The 16,915-nt window shown below is 47.9% G+C and carries 15 protein-coding genes; 10 read left to right on the forward strand and 5 right to left on the reverse strand.

Annotated features, from left to right (window positions below; genetic code table 11):
* The coding region (locus ACTHUT_RS06995; protein ID WP_440418712.1) for a thiamine ABC transporter substrate-binding protein at positions 1-470 on the reverse strand (470 nt) is incomplete at its 3' end.
* Positions 471-534: 64 nt separating this feature from the next.
* On the opposite strand from ACTHUT_RS06995, the gene ACTHUT_RS07000 reads away from it, so the two are divergent.
* The 4 genes from ACTHUT_RS07000 to glmS all read left to right on the forward strand — a co-directional run bounded on the left by ACTHUT_RS07000 (position 535) and on the right by glmS (position 4,992).
* Positions 535-1,182 (forward strand): pyrimidine 5'-nucleotidase, encoded by a 648-nt coding sequence (locus ACTHUT_RS07000; protein WP_440386749.1) that lies wholly within the window; start codon positions 535-537, stop codon positions 1,180-1,182.
* A gap of 61 nt (positions 1,183-1,243) precedes the next feature.
* A complete protein-coding gene (locus ACTHUT_RS07005; RefSeq protein WP_440386750.1) occupies positions 1,244-1,519 on the forward strand; it encodes a membrane lipoprotein lipid attachment site-containing protein in 276 nt (91 codons plus the stop codon).
* Positions 1,520-1,617: 98 nt separating this feature from the next.
* Positions 1,618-2,991 (forward strand): bifunctional UDP-N-acetylglucosamine diphosphorylase/glucosamine-1-phosphate N-acetyltransferase GlmU, encoded by a 1,374-nt coding sequence (gene glmU / locus ACTHUT_RS07010; RefSeq protein ID WP_440386751.1) that lies wholly within the window; start codon positions 1,618-1,620, stop codon positions 2,989-2,991.
* 162 nt (positions 2,992-3,153) lie between these two features.
* On the forward strand, positions 3,154-4,992 hold the full coding sequence (gene glmS / locus ACTHUT_RS07015) for a glutamine--fructose-6-phosphate transaminase (isomerizing) (protein ID WP_315611371.1): 1,839 nt from the start codon (positions 3,154-3,156) through the stop codon (positions 4,990-4,992).
* Positions 4,993-5,162: 170 nt separating this feature from the next.
* Here the strand turns inward: glmS and ACTHUT_RS07020 are convergent, their stop codons facing one another.
* On the reverse strand, positions 5,163-5,375 hold the full coding sequence (locus ACTHUT_RS07020) for a hypothetical protein (protein WP_440418713.1): 213 nt from the start codon (positions 5,373-5,375) through the stop codon (positions 5,163-5,165).
* Between the two features lie 249 nt (positions 5,376-5,624).
* On the opposite strand from ACTHUT_RS07020, the gene ACTHUT_RS07025 reads away from it, so the two are divergent.
* Positions 5,625-6,632, forward strand: a complete 1,008-nt coding sequence (locus ACTHUT_RS07025) for an IS5 family transposase (protein ID WP_440385861.1) — start codon at positions 5,625-5,627, stop codon at positions 6,630-6,632.
* 193 nt (positions 6,633-6,825) lie between these two features.
* Here ACTHUT_RS07025 and gnd read toward each other — a convergent pair whose 3' ends face one another.
* Entirely contained in the window at positions 6,826-8,274 is a 1,449-nt protein-coding gene (gene gnd / locus ACTHUT_RS07030) for a decarboxylating NADP(+)-dependent phosphogluconate dehydrogenase (protein WP_440385862.1), read from the reverse strand.
* Positions 8,275-8,756: 482 nt separating this feature from the next.
* Here gnd and ggt point away from each other — a divergent pair, with 482 nt between their 5' ends.
* Positions 8,757-10,526, forward strand: coding sequence for a gamma-glutamyltransferase (gene ggt, locus ACTHUT_RS07035; protein WP_440385863.1), 1,770 nt, complete (start codon positions 8,757-8,759; stop codon positions 10,524-10,526).
* 235 nt (positions 10,527-10,761) lie between these two features.
* Here the strand turns inward: ggt and lpxC are convergent, their stop codons facing one another.
* A complete protein-coding gene (gene lpxC, locus ACTHUT_RS07040; protein WP_440385864.1) occupies positions 10,762-11,676 on the reverse strand; it encodes a UDP-3-O-acyl-N-acetylglucosamine deacetylase in 915 nt (304 codons plus the stop codon).
* Between the two features lie 651 nt (positions 11,677-12,327).
* On the opposite strand from lpxC, the gene gap reads away from it, so the two are divergent.
* On the forward strand, positions 12,328-13,332 hold the full coding sequence (gene gap, locus ACTHUT_RS07045; RefSeq protein WP_440385865.1) for a type I glyceraldehyde-3-phosphate dehydrogenase: 1,005 nt from the start codon (positions 12,328-12,330) through the stop codon (positions 13,330-13,332).
* A gap of 95 nt (positions 13,333-13,427) precedes the next feature.
* Here gap and tsaA read toward each other — a convergent pair whose 3' ends face one another.
* Positions 13,428-14,102, reverse strand: coding sequence for a tRNA (N6-threonylcarbamoyladenosine(37)-N6)-methyltransferase TrmO (tsaA, locus tag ACTHUT_RS07050; protein WP_440385866.1), 675 nt, complete (start codon positions 14,100-14,102; stop codon positions 13,428-13,430).
* A gap of 170 nt (positions 14,103-14,272) precedes the next feature.
* On the opposite strand from tsaA, the gene ACTHUT_RS07055 reads away from it, so the two are divergent.
* The 3 genes from ACTHUT_RS07055 (at position 14,273) to ACTHUT_RS07065 (ending at position 16,857) form a co-directional block, all read left to right on the forward strand.
* On the forward strand, positions 14,273-14,908 hold the full coding sequence (locus ACTHUT_RS07055; RefSeq protein ID WP_440385867.1) for a nicotinamidase: 636 nt from the start codon (positions 14,273-14,275) through the stop codon (positions 14,906-14,908).
* Positions 14,909-14,954: 46 nt separating this feature from the next.
* Complete coding sequence (gene waaC / locus ACTHUT_RS07060; protein ID WP_440385868.1) at positions 14,955-15,923, forward strand: lipopolysaccharide heptosyltransferase I; 969 nt, start codon at positions 14,955-14,957, stop codon at positions 15,921-15,923.
* Positions 15,924-16,107: 184 nt separating this feature from the next.
* Positions 16,108-16,857, forward strand: a complete 750-nt coding sequence (locus ACTHUT_RS07065; RefSeq protein WP_107792290.1) for an electron transfer flavoprotein subunit beta/FixA family protein — start codon at positions 16,108-16,110, stop codon at positions 16,855-16,857.
* Positions 16,858-16,915: the final 58 nt, after the last annotated feature.

Here is a 16,915-nt window from a genome sequence, read left to right on the forward strand (position 1 = left end):
GTGGCGGGAGACGGGGTTACCAGAAGGTTTTTATATTCCGGTTTGGTCAGGTCTTGCAGGGTTTGCGGCAGGGGCAGTTTTTTCTGTTCAAACCATTTTTTGTCGTAGTTGATGGCGACATAGGCGTAATCGACGGCCAACGCATCGGGCAGGGACGCAGTTACGGGCGCGGATTTGGGTTGGTTAGCGGCGAGGATGCCGGCGGCTTTGGCTTTGCCGATGTTGGCGTTGTCCAAACCGTAAACCGCATCGGCAATTGGGTTGGCTTTGCTCAAAATCAGTTTGTTGAGCATTTCGTTGCCGCTACCTGCCTTGATGACGGACACTTTGGCATCGTTGGCTTTTTCAAATTGCGCGATGACGGATTGGGGCAGACTGAAGGATTTGTGCACGGCCAAACGCACTTCGGTTTGGGCGTACAGGTTTGCCGAAGCCAGCAACAGGGCGAGGGCGGACAATTTCAGTTTCATTCTCTTTCCTTTGTACGGGTAAAATACGAAATATCATAACAAAATCTGCATATCAAGGCACGATATGAATCATTCCCCCGTTTGGCTGTTTGACCTCGACAATACTTTGCACAATGCCGAAGCCGGCATTTTCTACATCATCAACCGCGCCATGACCGAATACATGGCAGGCCGTCTGAAGCTTTCCGAAGAAGCCGCCTCCCAACTGCGCCAAGATTATTGGCACCGATACGGCGCGACGCTTGCCGGTTTGCAAATCCACCATCCCGAAGTTGATATCGATGAATTTTTGCGTGAAAGTCACCCGCTTAAGCAAATTTTGGCAAAGGTGGAGGGTATGGATGGAACTGATGACGTTTTAGGCCGTCTGAAAGGGCGAAAAGCCGTATTTTCCAACGGGCCTTCGTTTTATGTCCGCGCATTGGTTGAAACGTTGGGCTTGGAAGCGCATTTTGACGGCTTGTTCGGCACGGACGACTTCGGCCTGCTCTACAAACCCAATCCGCAAGCCTATCTCAACGTCTGCCGTCTGTTGGGCGTAAAACCCGAACAGTGCATCATGGTGGACGACAGCGCCGACAATCTGCACCAAGCCAAAGCCTTGGGCATGAAGACCGTTTGGTACGGCGAAAAAGCCCATCCGTTGTCATTTGCCGACGGCATAGCGAAAGATATGCAGGGTTTGCTTGAATTTTGCACAAAACTGCCGTGAAATTTTTAAAAATCAAGTACAATACACGGTATTGACGACATTTAAAAACAAGGACAACATCATGCGTAAACTCGCTTTAATCCTGACTGCCGCCGCCGTTTTGGCCGGTTGTTCTTGGGAAACCTACACCACCGAATCCGGCCGTACCGCCGTACGCCAAAAATATGCTACCGGCACACCCATCGTTTATCAGGACGGTACTTATTCTAAAAACATGAATTACAACCAGTTCCGCCCAGAGCGCCGCGCCGTCCAATCCAATCAAGCGGAACACGATGAACGCGGCCAAAACTGGCAAAAACCGCAATTTGCCAACCCACAGCCAGCAATCGAATAACAATATCCCCAAGGCCGTCTGAAACGGAGTGAAAAACAATAAACACTTGTTGTCACAGTTTTCAGACGGCCTCAAACAACGACAACGGAAACCGTATCATGGCTCAGACAACTTTAAATATCGTCATCCTTGCTGCCGGCAAAGGCACGCGCATGTACTCCAAAATGCCCAAAGTACTGCACCGCATCGGCGGCAAGCCCATGGTTGAGCGCGTTATCGACACCGCCGCCTCCCTGAATCCCCAAAACATCTGCGTCGTCATCGGCCACGGCAAAGAGCAAGTCTTGGACACCGTCAAACGCGATGTCGTTTGGGTTGAACAAACCGAACAGCTCGGTACCGGCCACGCCGTCAAAACCGCCCTGCCGCACCTGTCTGCCGAAGGCCGCACGCTGGTGTTGTACGGCGACGTCCCCCTGATTGACGCCGCCACCCTCGAAACCCTGCTCGAAGCCGCAGGCAACGAAGTCGGCCTGTTGACCGACGTTCCCAACGACCCGACAGGCTTGGGCCGCATCATCCGCGACAGCAACGGTAGCGTAACCGCCATTGTCGAAGAAAAAGACGCCGATGCCGCCCAAAAAGCCGTGAAAGAAATCAATACCGGCATTTTGGTTTTACCCAACGCCAAACTCGAAAACTGGTTGAACAGCCTTTCCAGCAACAATGCCCAAGGCGAATACTACCTGACCGACCTCATCGCCAAAGCCGTTGCCGACGGCATCAAAGTTCATCCCGTCCAAGTGCGCGCCTCCCATCTGGCCGCCGGCGTGAACAACAAACTCCAACTGGCCGAACTCGAGCGCATTTTCCAAACCGAACAGGCGCAAGAATTGCTGAAAGCAGGCATCACCCTGCGCGATCCGGCACGTTTTGATTTACGAGGCCGTCTGAAACACGGACAAGATGTCGTGATTGATGTCAACGTCGTCATCGAAGGCGAAGTCGAACTCGGCGACAACGTCGAAATCGGTGCCAACTGCGTGATCAAAAATGCCAAAATCGGTGCCAACACCAAAATCGCCCCGTTCTCCCATTTTGAAGGTTGCGAAGTCGGCGAAAACAACCAAATCGGCCCATACGCCCGCCTGCGTCCGCAAGCCAAACTGGCCGACGACGTACACATCGGCAATTTCGTCGAAGTCAAAAATGCCACCATCGGCAACGGCACCAAAGCCAACCACCTCACCTACATCGGTGATGCTGAAATCGGCAGCAAAACCAACTTTGGCGCCGGCACGATTATTGCCAACTATGACGGCGTGAACAAACACAAAACCGTCATCGGCGACGAAGTGCGCATCGGTTCAAACTGCGTCTTAATCGCCCCCGTAACGTTGGGTAACAAAGTGACGACAGGCGCAGGCAGCGCGATTACCAAAAACGTCGAAGACGGCAAACTCGTCCTCGCCCGTTCACGCCAAACCGTCATCGAAGGCTGGGTGCGTCCGGAAAAAGGCGATAAGAAGTAAAGCCGGCCTTTTATTTATTTTCAGACGGCCTTAAGAAACAAACAGGCCGTCTGAAACCCAGATTTGCCGTTTCAATGAATATAAAACGGCGTTTTCCGACTGCCGCTTTCGGGAGCCGGAGCAGCAGTCATTTTCTCAAACTTTTGATACTAAGGAACTTATATGTGCGGTATCGTAGGTGCTATTCGCGCCAATCACAATGTAGTCGATTTTCTGACTGACGGTCTCAAACGCCTTGAATACCGAGGCTATGATTCGTCGGGTATTGCCGTAAACATGGACGGCAAAATCAAACGCGTCCGCCGCGTCGGCCGCGTGCAGCTGATGGAGGACGCCGCGCGCGAAAAAGGCGTGTTCGGCCATATCGGCATCGGCCATACCCGTTGGGCAACCCACGGCGGTGTAACCGAGCCTAACGCCCACCCCCATATTTCCGGCGGCATGATTGCGGTTGTCCACAACGGCATCATCGAAAACTTCGAAGCCGAACGCGAACGCCTGCAAGCTTTGGGTTACACCTTCGAATCGCAAACCGATACCGAAGTCATCGCCCACAGCGTCAACCACGAATACACGCAAAACGGCGGCAAACTGTTTGAAGCCGTCCAAGCTGCGACTGCCCGTTTCCACGGCGCATACGCCATTGCCGTTATCGCACAAGACAACCCTGAAGAAATGGTTGTTGCGCGCATGGGCTGCCCGTTGTTGGTGGCCTTGGGCGACCAGGAAACCTTTATTGCTTCCGACGTATCCGCCGTGATCGCCTTTACCCGCCGCATCGCCTATTTGGAAGACGGCGACATCGCCCTGTTGAATGCAAACGGTATCGAAAAACTGCTCGACAAAACCGGTGCGCAAACCGAACGCGCGGTTAAAGTATCCGAATTGTCTCTGGCTTCTTTGGAGTTGGGCCCATACAGCCACTTCATGCAAAAAGAAATCCACGAACAACCCCGCGCCATCGCCGATACCGCCGAAGTCTTCTTGGACGGTGGTTTCGAACCTGAAAACTTCGGCGCGAATGCACGCGAAGTGTTCGACGATATCCACAGCATCAAAATCCTTGCCTGCGGTACGTCCTACTATGCCGCGCTGACCGCCAAATACTGGCTCGAATCCATTGCCAAAGTGCCGACCGACGTGGAAATCGCCAGCGAATACCGCTACCGCGACGTGATTGCCGATCCGAAACAATTGGTCATCACCATTTCCCAATCCGGCGAAACTTTGGACACCATGGAAGCCCTGAAATACGCGCAATCCTTGGGACACAAACACAGCCTGTCTATTTGTAACGTGATGGAATCCGCCCTGCCACGCGAAAGCGAATTGGTACTGTACACACGCGCCGGCGCAGAAATCGGCGTTGCCTCTACCAAAGCGTTCACGACCCAACTGGTTGTCCTGTTCGGCCTGGCCGTTACCTTGGGCAAACAACGCGGCTTGGTTTCAGACGAGCAAGCAGCTGCATACGTTGAAGAATTGCGCCAACTGCCGGGCAGCATTCAGCACGTTCTCAACCTTGAGCCGCAAATCGCCGCTTGGGCGCAAAAATTTGCCAAGAAAACCAGCGCACTCTTCCTGGGTCGCGGCATCCACTTCCCAATCGCCCTTGAAGGCGCGTTGAAGCTGAAAGAGATTACCTATATCCACGCCGAAGCGTATCCTGCGGGTGAGCTGAAACACGGCCCGTTGGCCTTGGTGGACGAGAACATGCCTGTTGTCGTGATTGCCCCGAACGACAGCCTGCTGGACAAAGTGAAAGCCAACATGCAGGAAGTCGGCGCACGCGGCGGCGAACTCTTCGTCTTCGCCGACCTCGACAGCAACTTCAACGCCACCGAAGGCGTGCACGTCATCCGCGCCCCACGCCACGTCGGCGTACTCTCTCCGATTGTGCACACCATCCCCGTGCAACTCCTGTCTTACCACGCCGCCCTCGCACGCGGTACAGACGTGGACAAACCGCGCAACTTGGCTAAATCGGTAACGGTTGAATAAGTAATTGACCGGTTAAAAAAGGCCGTCTGAAACCTTGAAACAGGTTTCAGACGGCCTTTATGTTTTAAGAATCCGATTTATTTTTCGTATTCGGAAATATACTGAATAATGGCCATTTGAGGATTCTGAGCAATAATAAATTCAGCATCTTTTTTTTGATGCTGATAGCCTCAGCTTATCAAATTTTTTTCACGTAGCTCATTTCCATATACTCCAAGAATAAATTTAATTATGAGAGATGCAAGCTTAATTATTATCAGAAAAATTGCGCTACCAGAAATTTCCATTTCTCCAGTATCAGTAACTGAAATTGGGATTGGAGCAAATGCAAATAGAGCTAAAATAATTAGCACAATACCTAATCCCCAAATTTTTTTACACATGCCCAGATACCTTCAAAGAAAAATGCAGGCCAAGACCAGCCTTGTTTGACCGCTTCATATTGGCCTATTGAATCTTTAAATATCTTATATACTTTCATGAAAACCCCTTTTATGATTAATATTTGAAAAGTAAGAAATTGTATCATAGTGCATAAGTAATCTGAATAATTGTCAAACAACAGGCCGAGACCTTTGCAAAACTCCCCCAAAATCCCCTAAATTCCCATCAAGACATTTAGGGGATTTCCCATGACCACCTTCTTTCAGCAAACCGCACAAGCCATGATTGCCAAACACATCGACCGCTTCCCACTATTGAAGTTGGATCAGGTGATTGATTGGCAACCGATCGAACAATACCTGAATCGTCAAAAAATCCGTTACCTCCGAGACCACCGCGGCCGTCCCGCCTATCCCCTGTTGTCCATGTTCAAAGCCGTCCTGCTCGGACAATGGCACAGCCTCTCCGATCCCGAACTTGAACACAGCCTCATCACCCGCATCGATTTCAACCTGTTTTGCCGTTTTGACGAACTGAGCATCCCCGATTACAGCACCTTATGCCGCTACCGCAACTGGCTGGCGCAAGATGACACCCTGTCCGAACTGCTGGAGCTGATTAACCGACAATTGACCGAAAAAGGCTTAAAAATAGAGAAAGCATCCGCCGCCGTCGTTGACGCCACCATTATTCAGACCGCCGGCAGCAAACAGCGCCAGGCCATAGAAGTCGATGAAGAAGGACAAGTCAGCGGCCTAACCACACCGAGTAAAGACAAAGATGCCCGTTGGACAAAGAAAAACGGCCTCTACAAACTCGGTTACAAACAACATACCCGTACCGATGGGGAAGGCTATATCGAGAAACTGCACATCACCCCCGCCAATACCCATGAGTGCAACCATCTGTCCCCTTTGTTGGAAGGCATTGCCGAAGGTACGACCGTCTATGCCGACAAAGGCTATGACAGTAAGGAAAACCGGCAACATCTGAAAGAGCATCAGTTGTTAGACGGCATTATGCGCAAAGCCCACCGCAACCGTCCGCTGACGGAAGCACAAACCAAACGCAACCGATATTTGTCGAAGACCCGTTATGTGGTCGAACAAAGCTTCGGTACGCTGCACCGTAAATTCCGCTACGCCCGGGCAGCCTATTTTGGTCTGTGTAAAGTGAGTGCGCAAAGCCATCTGAAGGCGATGTGTTTGAACCTGTTGAAAGCGGCTAACAGGCTAAGTGCGCCTGTTGCTGCCTAAAAGGCGGCCCAGATGCCTGATTGATCAGGTATCCAAGGTGAATTACGGGGATATTTGAGTAGAATCAGTGGATATTTGAAACAAAAACAGCCGAAAACTTGTGTTGGTATTTCGGCTGTCGTGGGAAGGGCTTTTTTGCAAAGGTCTCAGGCCGTCTGAAATACTCAGACGGCCTTTTGTTTGCCCAGGCAAATTAAATATCGTATGTGGTTGAAGCGGTATCGCCGCCCTTACCTGTCCAGTTGGTATGGAAGAACTCGCCGCGCGGTTTGTCGGTACGCTCATAAGTGTGCGCACCGAAGTAGTCGCGTTGCGCTTGCAACAGGTTGGCAGGCAAACGCTCAGAAGTGTAGCCGTCAAGGAAGGTAATGGCGGAAGCCATGCAAGGCATCGGAATACCGCACTCAATCGCTTTGGCCACCACTTTACGCCATGCAGGCAGACAGATTTCCAATACGCCTTTGAAATAAGGATCGGAACCCAAGAAGACCAAATCAGGATTGGCTTCGTATGCGTCGCGGATGTTGCCCAAGAACGCGCTGCGGATGATGCAGCCTTCGCGCCACAAGAGGGCAGTATTGCCGTAATTCAATGCCCAATCGTTGTTTTCGCTGGCTTCGCGGATGAGCATGAAACCTTGTGCGTAGGAAATGATTTTAGATGCCAACAGGGCTTGGCGCAGGGCTTCGACCCATGCGGCTTTGTCGCCGTCAACGGGGGTAACGGTTTTACCGAACAAGCGGCCGGTTTGAACGCGTTGGTCTTTGAACGCGGATACGCAGCGAGCGAACACGGCTTCGGAAATGAGCGTCAGCGGGATGCCCAAATCAAGGGCGTTGATGCCGGTCCATTTGCCTGTGCCTTTTTGTCCGGCGGTATCGAGGATTTTTTCGACCAAAGGTTCGCCGTTTTCGTCTTTGTAGCCCAAAATCGCGGCGGTGATTTCAATCAGGTAGGAATCCAGCTCGGTTTGGTTCCATTCGCTGAAAATGCGGTGCATTTCGTCGTAGCTCAGACCCAAGCCGTCTTTCATGAATTGGTAGGCTTCGCAAATCAACTGCATATCGCCGTATTCGATGCCGTTGTGCACCATTTTGACGAAATGGCCCGCGCCGTCGCGACCAACCCAGTCGCAGCAGGGTTCGCCTTGCGGGGTTTTGGCGGCAATGGCTTGGAAGATGGGTTTGACGGCAGGCCATGCGGCTTCGTCGCCGCCGGGCATAATGGACGGGCCGTGACGTGCGCCTTCTTCGCCACCGGAAACGCCCGCGCCGATAAAGCGGATGCCTTTTGCCGCCAGCTCGTGTGTGCGGCGGGTGGAATCAGGATAGTTTGCATTGCCGCCGTCAATAATGATGTCGCCTTCGTCCAAAAGCGGAACGAGTTGTTCGATAAAATCGTCCACGACAGAACCAGCGCGTACCATCATCATGATTTTGCGCGGTTTTTCTAATTTATCAACCAGATCTTTCAGTGAATATGCGCCGATAATATTGGTATTTTTGGCTGCGCCGTTTAAAAAATCATCTACTTTGCTGGTCGTACGGTTGTATGCGACAACTTTAAAGCCGTTGTCGTTCATGTTGAGAATCAGGTTTTGCCCCATTACGGCAAGGCCGATTACGCCAATGTCGCCTTTCATTTCGCGAAACTCCGTTATTGATTAATTTTATCAAGCGTAACTCTAGCTGATTTACACGTTTTTAACAATCCTTAACTTTTTAATTTTTTGAAAAGATGCCTTTACGTTTCAGACGGCCTTTGCCTTCGGGAAAACAAACTATAAATAAGATTTTAAATAATAAATAGAAGATGATATTGAGTGTTGCCACAGCTTGTTGATAACTTTGATTAAAACAATTTTTCAAATACTTAGCTGATATTTTTTGATGAGGATAAAGTATGGTCGGCCTTGTTTGCGTATGTGGATAAAAATTTTCTGCCGCTTCATTCTGTGGATAAATTTTCGCCTGTGCACAATCTTAGCTTGTTTTATACTTCTCCAATCGGAACTGATTGAGTAGGGAAATAGTCAAATGGTTTTTTATTTCTGAATATTTTCATATTTCCTCTTGTTCAAGTTGGGAAAAGACCGTCTGAAAATATGTCAATAAGGGTGTACATATGAAGTTTTCCTTTAGTATTAACCTGTTATCTGTTTTAATTTTGGCCGCTTGTGCGCAACAGCCGATTCAAAAGCCTCAAGTTGCCTTGCCTTCCATATCTATGGATAACCATGCGCCGGAGCAAGGAACAGGGTTGACGGAGCAGAAGTTAATCCGCGCCAAGCATTATATGGCAGCGTCTGCCAATCCGCTGGCAACTGAAGCCGGTTATGAAATTTTGAAGCGCGGCGGCAGTGCGATAGATGCGATGATTGCCATGCAGACAACTTTGGGACTGGTTGAGCCGCAGTCTTCCGGATTAGGCGGCGGTGCGTTTTTGGTGTATTGGGACAATAAGGCGAAAAAGCTGACGACGTTTGATGCCCGTGAAACGGCGCCAAAAGTGGCAACGCCGGAACTTTTCTTGGACGAAAACGGCAAACCGATGGGCTTTATGAAAGCAGTGGTCGGCGGCCGTTCGGTCGGTGTGCCGGGAATTCCGAAGCTGCTCGAAGATGTCCACAAGCGTTACGGCAAATTGCCGTGGGCAAGCCTGTTTGACAAACCGATTGCTTTGGCGGAACAAGGCTTTACCGTTTCACCGCGTATGGCAAAATCCATCGAGCAGAATTTGGAGCCGTTGAAACGTTATCCGCAAACTGCCGCGTATTTCCTGCCCGACGGCAAGCCTTTGGCAGCGGGAACGGTGTTGAAAAACCCTGAATTTGCCCGCTCCGTGCGCCTGTTGGCGGAAAAAGGCAGCGCGCCGTTTTATCAGGGGGCGCAGGCGCAGAATATTGTCCGTGCCGTTACCGGCGCTGTGGATAACCCCGGCAAAATCAGTATGGCGGATTTGAAAAACTACCGCGTTATCGAGCGCGAACCGGTTTGCGCGCCGTATCGTGAATACGAAGTCTGCGGCATGGGCGCGCCAAGTTCGGGCGCGATTGCTTTGGGCGAGATTTTGGGCGTCTTGCAAAATCAGGATATGAAGGCGTTGGGCGCGGAAAATATCCACAGTTGGCGCTGGATAGGCGATGCGTCGCGGATTGCTTTTGCCGACCGAGATCATTACGTCGGTGATCCCGCGTTTGTAAACGTTCCGACCCGTGCCATGATTTCTCAGGCTTATTTGAAACCGCGCGCCGAAGAAATCCGCAAAGCTGACAAGGCATTGGAAAATATTCAGGCAGGCAAGTTTGGTAAGACATACGCGCAGGGGATGGCGGTCGAGTTGCCGTCAACCAGCCATTTGGTGGTTGTGGATAAAGACGGCAACGTCGTGTCGATGACGACTTCGATTGAAAACGCGTTCGGTTCGGGGCTGATGGCAAACGGCTATCTGCTCAACAATGAATTGACCGATTTTGCTTTCAACCCTGTCGGCGCGGACGGTAAAACGGTGGTCAACAGCGTGGCAGGCGGCAAACGGCCGCGTTCTTCAATGGCGCCAACCATTGTAATGAAAGATGGCAAACCTTATTTGGCGGTCGGTTCACCCGGCGGCAGCCGCATCATCGGTTTCGTCGCCAAAACGCTGGTGGCGCATATCGATTGGGGCATGGACATTCAGGCGGCAATTTCACTGCCGAATATGCTCAATCGCGGCAGCCAGTATGAAATCGAGGAAAAAACCGCTGCGGCGGACAAAGCGTCAGCATTGGAAAAACTGGGCTACAAAGTCCAAATCCGCGATTTGAATTCCGGCGTACAAGGCATTGTGATCGGCAAAGACGGTTTGCTCGGCGGTGCCGACCCGCGCCGCGAAGGCAAGGTTATGGGCGATTGATATTGTCGGTTTGACATGAAAAAGGCCGTCTGAACTTGGTTTCAGACGGCCTTTTTAGTTTGGGAAAATATATGGATAAGATGTGTATAAGAATAGAGTTAAATTTTAATATTTTTATTTTTCAATAAGATAAAAAGAATGAATATGTGGATAATTAATTGTGGAAAATGACATGATTTAGGCCGTCTGAACCTTTCAGACGGCCTTCTCATTGGACTGCTTTATCTATTTTTTATCAGGCTGCCGGCAGCTCGTGAAAAGCGGTGGGCAATTCTTCGTCATCGGCAAACTCAACCCATTCGTAAGCCGTTTCATCTGCCAAAACGGCACGCAACAGCGCATTATTGATGGCATGACCTGATTTGTAACCTTCAAATGCGCCAATAATCGGATGGCCGACAATGTACAAATCGCCAATTGCATCCAAGATTTTGTGGCGGACAAATTCATCGGGATAGCGCAAACCTTCCGGATTCAAAACGTCCATGTCGTCAATCACGATGGCGTTGTTCAAATTGCCGCCCAGTCCGAGATTATGGGCGCGCATCATTTCCACTTCGTGCATAAAGCCGAAGGTACGGGCGCGGGCAATTTCATCGATATAGGATTTTCCTGCAAAATCAATCTCAAAAGTGGGCGAGCTGCGGTTGAAAACCGGATGGTCGAATTCGATGGTTAAAGTAACTTTAAAGCCGTCGTAAGGCGTAAAACGCACCCATTTTCCGGTTTCTTTGATTTCAATGGGTTTGAGGATTCTTAAAAAACGTTTTTGGGCTTTTTGATCGACAACGCCCGCATCTTGCAAAAGATAAATAAACGGCAGGCTCGAGCCGTCCATAATCGGAATTTCAGGCGCGTTCAATTCAATCAAGGCATTGTCGATGCCGTAGGCAGACAGAGCCGACATAATGTGTTCAATCGTACCGATGCGCACGCCCTTATCGGTAACAATGGTTGAAGAGAGGCGGGTATCGTTGATCAAATAAGGATTCAATTGGATGACTTCGCCCATTTCCCCGCTCAAATCAGTACGGCGGAACGAAATACCGCTGTTTTCTTCGGCAGGATGCAAAGTCAGAGCGACCCTTTCGCCCGAATGCAGGCCAACGCCGGTAACGCTTACTGATTTGGCTAAAGTCCGTTGCAGCATAATTGCTTCCTTTTAAAAAGTCTGATGGACAAATGATACGTTAAAAAGGAAAAAACAAGCCATCATTTTTAATAGTATTTGCCAATATGGATGTTTTGCAGGGATAAACTTCAAGGTTTGAATTATCCACAAAGGTGTGTGAAATTGAAGTGGGTAATTTGGTTTTTATCCACAGGTAAATAGGGAAACTAAGATTTTATCCTTTTTTATTCCGACATTCAGTTGGGGTTTGCCTCAAAGATAAAAAGTGATTATTGGATTGGTTTTAAAGAAAAATATTCTGTTATCCACAAAGGATTAGGATCATCATCAAAATCATCGTTTTAAAAATTTAAATAATATGATTTGAAGAAAAGACTGAGTTATCAGCACAAAAACGGCAAAATACAGAAAAATAGAACTAAATTTATGAAAATCATAAACTTATAAAAAAACTAAGATAAAAAAATGAAATTTATGAAATAAAATACCAAAAAACAGGATTATTTAGACAAATTCGATATTTTCCTACAAACAAGAATTTCATGTTTTCTTTATTTAAATCAAACAACTTAAAAGTAATTATCTGTAATCCTAGAAAGTAATTTTATTTCAGGATACAATGGCCTTACTGAAAAATTTTTCCCATTCCATCTAATTAGGAGTAGCAAAATGAGTATTAAAGTAGCGATTAATGGTTTTGGCCGTATCGGTCGTCTGGCATTGCGTCAAATTGAAAAAGCCCAAGGTATCGAAGTCGTTGCTGTTAACGACTTGACTCCTGCCGACATGCTGTTGCATCTCTTCAAATACGACAGTACCCAAGGCCGTTTTGAAGGCTCTGCCGAATTGAAAGACAACGCTATTGTTGTTAACGGCAAAGAAATCAAAGTATTTGCCAATCCTAATCCTGAAGAATTGCCTTGGGGCGAGCTGGGTGTGGACGTCGTCCTTGAATGTACCGGTTTCTTTACCAGCAAAACCAAAGCTGAAGCCCATATCCGTGCCGGTGCGCGCAAAGTTGTGATTTCTGCCCCTGGCGGCAATGATGTGAAAACCGTTGTATACGGCGTAAACCAAGATATTTTGGACGGCAGCGAAACTGTTATCTCCGCCGCTTCTTGTACGACTAACTGTCTGGCCCCTATGGCTGCGGTATTGCAAAAAGAGTTCGGTATTGTTGAAGGCCTGATGACCACCATCCACGCTTATACCGGCGACCAAAACACCCTTGACGCGCCACACCGCAAAGGCGACTTCCGCCGCGCCCGTGCCGCTGCTTTGAATATCGTACCGAACAGCACCGGTGCCGCTAAAGCCATCGGCTTGGTTATCCCTGAATTGAACGGCAAACTTGATGGTTCTGCCCAACGCGTTCCTGTTGCTACCGGCTCTTTGACCGAACTGGTTTCTGTTCTCGAACGCCCTGTTACCAAAGAAGAAATCAATGCAGCCATGAAAGCTGCCGCCAACGATGCTTTAGGCTATACTGAAGATCAAATCGTTTCTTCCGACGTTATCGGTATCGAGTACGGCTCACTCTTCGATGCTACTCAAACCCGCGTGATGACTGTTGGCGACAAACAATTGGTGAAAACCGTTGCTTGGTACGACAATGAAATGTCTTACACTTGCCAACTGGTTCGTACCTTGGAATTCTTTGCCAGCAAAATCTAAAAAATAACGGGCTGAATCAATCAGTCTGTGGATAATTAAAAGGCCGTCTGAACATTTCAGACGGCCTTTTGTTTGTAGATAAATTCAATTTGCAATCAAATTATGGATAGTTTAATCACTGTGGCACAATTGTTTTCTATCCTAAACTGCACTTCATAATCTGCAATATTCATTATATAAACCCGTTCGGGAATATCTTGATAGGCAGGACGGGGATCTTGGGCAATGCTTTGCTCAATAAGATATTTTTCTTCTGTGGATAAATGTTCCGCAAGTGTACTTTCTGCCCAGACTACGCTCAATTCTTCAGGTTTGCCGCTGACAAAGCCCGATGATGCGTCTGGTTTGGATTCGACAAACGGGATGTAGGGTTTAATATCCACTACCGGAGTACCGTCCAACAGGTCTGCGCCGCTGCAATAAATGCGGACAGGTTTGCCTGTTTCGATGCGTTCGAGTTTTAGCAGGGATAAACCGAGATGATTGGGGCGGTGTGGGCTGCGCGTGGCAAATACGCCCATTTTTTGTTTGCCTCCGAGCCGTGGCGGACGCACCATTTGTGCCCAACCTTCATCCAATACGCCGTGGAAAATAAAACTTATCCACACATAGTCGAAATCTTCCAAGCCCCGAACGCTGTCTGCGGTAAATTCAGGAGTGAGTTCAATACAAATTTCTGCCGCAGGAACCAAGCCGGGTTGGCGGGCAATGCCGAATTTTTGCTTGTAGGGGGAATGAACGGTTGCAATAGGCGTAATCGAATAGGACATAATTTGTGGATAAATATTCTGTACAAACTGTCATCATATCACAGATGTTTTCCCACATTTTGCAGTCGTAATTTGTTATAATACAAAGCATTTATTCCAAATGTCCAAACATTGACAATAAATGCAAAATTTAAATTATTTAAAATAAAATCAATAGGTTATATTAATCCATGATTGTTTCTATCGATGTAGATGCACAAAAAACGTTTACGCCTTTGTGCCCGAAAGAATTGCCTGTTGCCGAAGGTCATCTGATTGCGGATGAACTCAATGCACAAGCTGCATTGGCGGATTTGCGCGTGATGACGAAAGATGCACATCATGCCGCGGCAAAATGGCTTGTGGATAATCCTGTTGATATGTTGAAACCGACGGGTTTGCCTGATGCGGATTTGACTTGGGTGGCGCATGCGATGGTTGGAACATATGGCTATGAATTGTTGGATGGCCTGCCTTCAGCCAAAGAATACGATTATTGCGTTTGGAAAGGCGTTGATCCTGAGTTACATCCTTACGGCGCATGTTTTCACGATATTGAAGAAAAACTCAGTACAGGTTTGATCGAATGGTTGCGCTGTCAAAATGCAGATACAGTTATTGTCGGCGGCTTGGCAACGGATTATTGTGTGAAGACAACGGTTTTACAGTTGCTTAAAGGCGGGGCTTGGAAAGTCATCGTTAATCAGGCGGCTTGCCGCGGCATTGCTCCGGAAACGGTTGAATCTGCATGGAAGGAAATGCGTTCCGCCGGAGCTATTATTTTAGAAAATGCTAAAGAAATAAAAAAATACATTAATAATCAATAAATTATATTTAAAATTTCATTGTTTCACGTGAAACATCTTTCAAAATATGAAGATTTTACTTGTCCGCTTGTCCAGTATGGGCGATTTAATTCACACGTTGCCCGCAGTTGAAGATTTGGCAAGACAATGTCCTGAGGTAGAACTGCATTGGTTGTGTGAGGCCGGATTTGCGGATATTGCGCGCCTGCATCCTTTTGTCAAAAAGGTTCATGTAATGAAATGGCGACAGTGGCGCAAACATCTTTTTCAGGCTGAAACGTGGCGTGAAATAGGCCGTCTGAAAACGGATTTACAGGCTGAATCTTTTGATTTTGTTTTAGATAGTCAAGGACTGATTAAAAGCGCATGCTTTGCCAAAATGGCTAAATCCCCTATTTACGGTTTGGATAAACACAGTGCGCGTGAAAGTTTGGCTGCCCTTGCGTACAGCAAAACGTTTGCCGTGCCGAAAGGTAAAAATGCGGTTTGGCGAAACCGTGAGTTATTCGCCCAAGTTTTTGGTTATACAATGCCTGAAACGCAGGTATTTGGTTTGTCGGTTCCTGAATCAGGCCGTCTGAAAAATGTGCAATCCCCCTATTACGTTGCTTTGCATGCAACCAGTCGCGACAGTAAATTATGGCCGGTAGAACACTGGCGTGCATTATTGAAAAAGTTGAATGAAGAGCAACAATGCAATGTATATCTGCCGTGGGGAAATGAAACCGAAAAAATGCGCGCCAAACAGATTGCAAGCGATTTACCGTTTGCTTTCGTCTGCGACAAGATGAATTTATTACAGGCTGCATTTTTATTGAAAAACGCAGAGGGTATTATCGGCGTAGATACTGGGTTGCTACATCTTGCCAATGCGTTGGAAAAGCCTGTTGTAGGAATTTATACAGATACAGATCCGGCCAAGACCGGCGTTCAAGTTTCGGCTTATGCAAAAAATTTAGGCGGTATTGCTCAAATTCCCAATGTTGACGAGGTTTATCAAACCTTGATGGATTGTGTTGCTGCATACGGTAAATAATTGCTGGGGAGTTAGATTTATTTTCTGAGTAAATGCTTTAGAAATGATATAATTCCGCTCTATTTGCCAAGATTTATACAAATTTGGTTTTGTCATGTTGGTGAAAACCGAATTGGATTTTATATAAAGAATGTATCAAAAGCAGTATGCTTGATTTGATGGACATTCTTTTTAGGAGAATTGAATGAAAGCACTGGTCGCAGTAAAGCGCGTAGTGGACTATAACGTCAAAGTTCGTGTGAAAGCCGATGGTTCCGATGTGGATATCGGTAATGTCAAAATGTCGATGAACCCGTTTGATGAAATCGCGGTAGAAGAAGCTGTCCGTTTGAAAGAAGCCGGAAAAGTAAGCGAGATTGTTGCTGTTTCTCTTGGCGAGAAAAAATGCGAAGAGACGTTGCGTACTGCTTTGGCGATGGGTGCCGACCGTGCGGTTCATGTTGAGACTGATGCGAAATTGGAGCCTTTGGCCGTTGCAAAATTGCTGAAAGCTGTTGCAGATAAAGAAAATCCGCAAATTTTACTGCTGGGCAAACAGGCAATTGACGATGACGCCAACCAAGTTGCCCAAATGCTGGCTGCGTTGTTGAATGCGGCTCAAGGTACTTTTGCATCAAAAGTGCAAATTGAAGGCGAAGAAGTATTGGTAACCCGTGAAATTGACGGCGGCGAAGAGACTGTTGCGTTGAAGCTGCCTGCGGTCATCAGTGCGGATTTGCGTTTGAACGAACCACGTTTTGTCAAACTTCCTAATATCATGGCGGCAAAGAAAAAGCCTTTGGAAAAATTAAGTCCTGCCGATTTGGCTGTGGATATTTCTCCGCGTTTAAATACCGTGAAATTTGCCGAACCTAAAGCACGTCAAGCCGGTGTGAAAGTGGCTGATGTTGCCGAGTTGGTTGAAAAGCTGAAAAACGAAGCCAAAGTGATCTAAGGAGTATGAAATGAGCGTATTGATTATTGCGGAACATAATAACCAACATTTGAATCCT

It is taken from the genome of Neisseria sp. P0022.S010 (genome assembly GCF_051956635.1).

Coding starts and splice junctions, on each gene's coding strand:
- ACTHUT_RS07000 (WP_440386749.1), top strand. CDS start 535: ATGAATCATTCCCCCGTTTGGCTGTTTGACCTCGACAATACTTTGCAC.
- ACTHUT_RS07005 (WP_440386750.1), top strand. CDS start 1,244: ATGCGTAAACTCGCTTTAATCCTGACTGCCGCCGCCGTTTTGGCCGGT.
- glmU (WP_440386751.1), top strand. CDS start 1,618: ATGGCTCAGACAACTTTAAATATCGTCATCCTTGCTGCCGGCAAAGGC.
- glmS (WP_315611371.1), top strand. CDS start 3,154: ATGTGCGGTATCGTAGGTGCTATTCGCGCCAATCACAATGTAGTCGAT.
- ACTHUT_RS07020 (WP_440418713.1), bottom strand. CDS start 5,375: ATGTGTAAAAAAATTTGGGGATTAGGTATTGTGCTAATTATTTTAGCT.
- ACTHUT_RS07025 (WP_440385861.1), top strand. CDS start 5,625: ATGACCACCTTCTTTCAGCAAACCGCACAAGCCATGATTGCCAAACAC.
- gnd (WP_440385862.1), bottom strand. CDS start 8,274: ATGAAAGGCGACATTGGCGTAATCGGCCTTGCCGTAATGGGGCAAAAC.
- ggt (WP_440385863.1), top strand. CDS start 8,757: ATGAAGTTTTCCTTTAGTATTAACCTGTTATCTGTTTTAATTTTGGCC.
- lpxC (WP_440385864.1), bottom strand. CDS start 11,676: ATGCTGCAACGGACTTTAGCCAAATCAGTAAGCGTTACCGGCGTTGGC.
- gap (WP_440385865.1), top strand. CDS start 12,328: ATGAGTATTAAAGTAGCGATTAATGGTTTTGGCCGTATCGGTCGTCTG.
- tsaA (WP_440385866.1), bottom strand. CDS start 14,102: ATGTCCTATTCGATTACGCCTATTGCAACCGTTCATTCCCCCTACAAG.
- ACTHUT_RS07055 (WP_440385867.1), top strand. CDS start 14,273: ATGATTGTTTCTATCGATGTAGATGCACAAAAAACGTTTACGCCTTTG.
- waaC (WP_440385868.1), top strand. CDS start 14,955: ATGAAGATTTTACTTGTCCGCTTGTCCAGTATGGGCGATTTAATTCAC.
- ACTHUT_RS07065 (WP_107792290.1), top strand. CDS start 16,108: ATGAAAGCACTGGTCGCAGTAAAGCGCGTAGTGGACTATAACGTCAAA.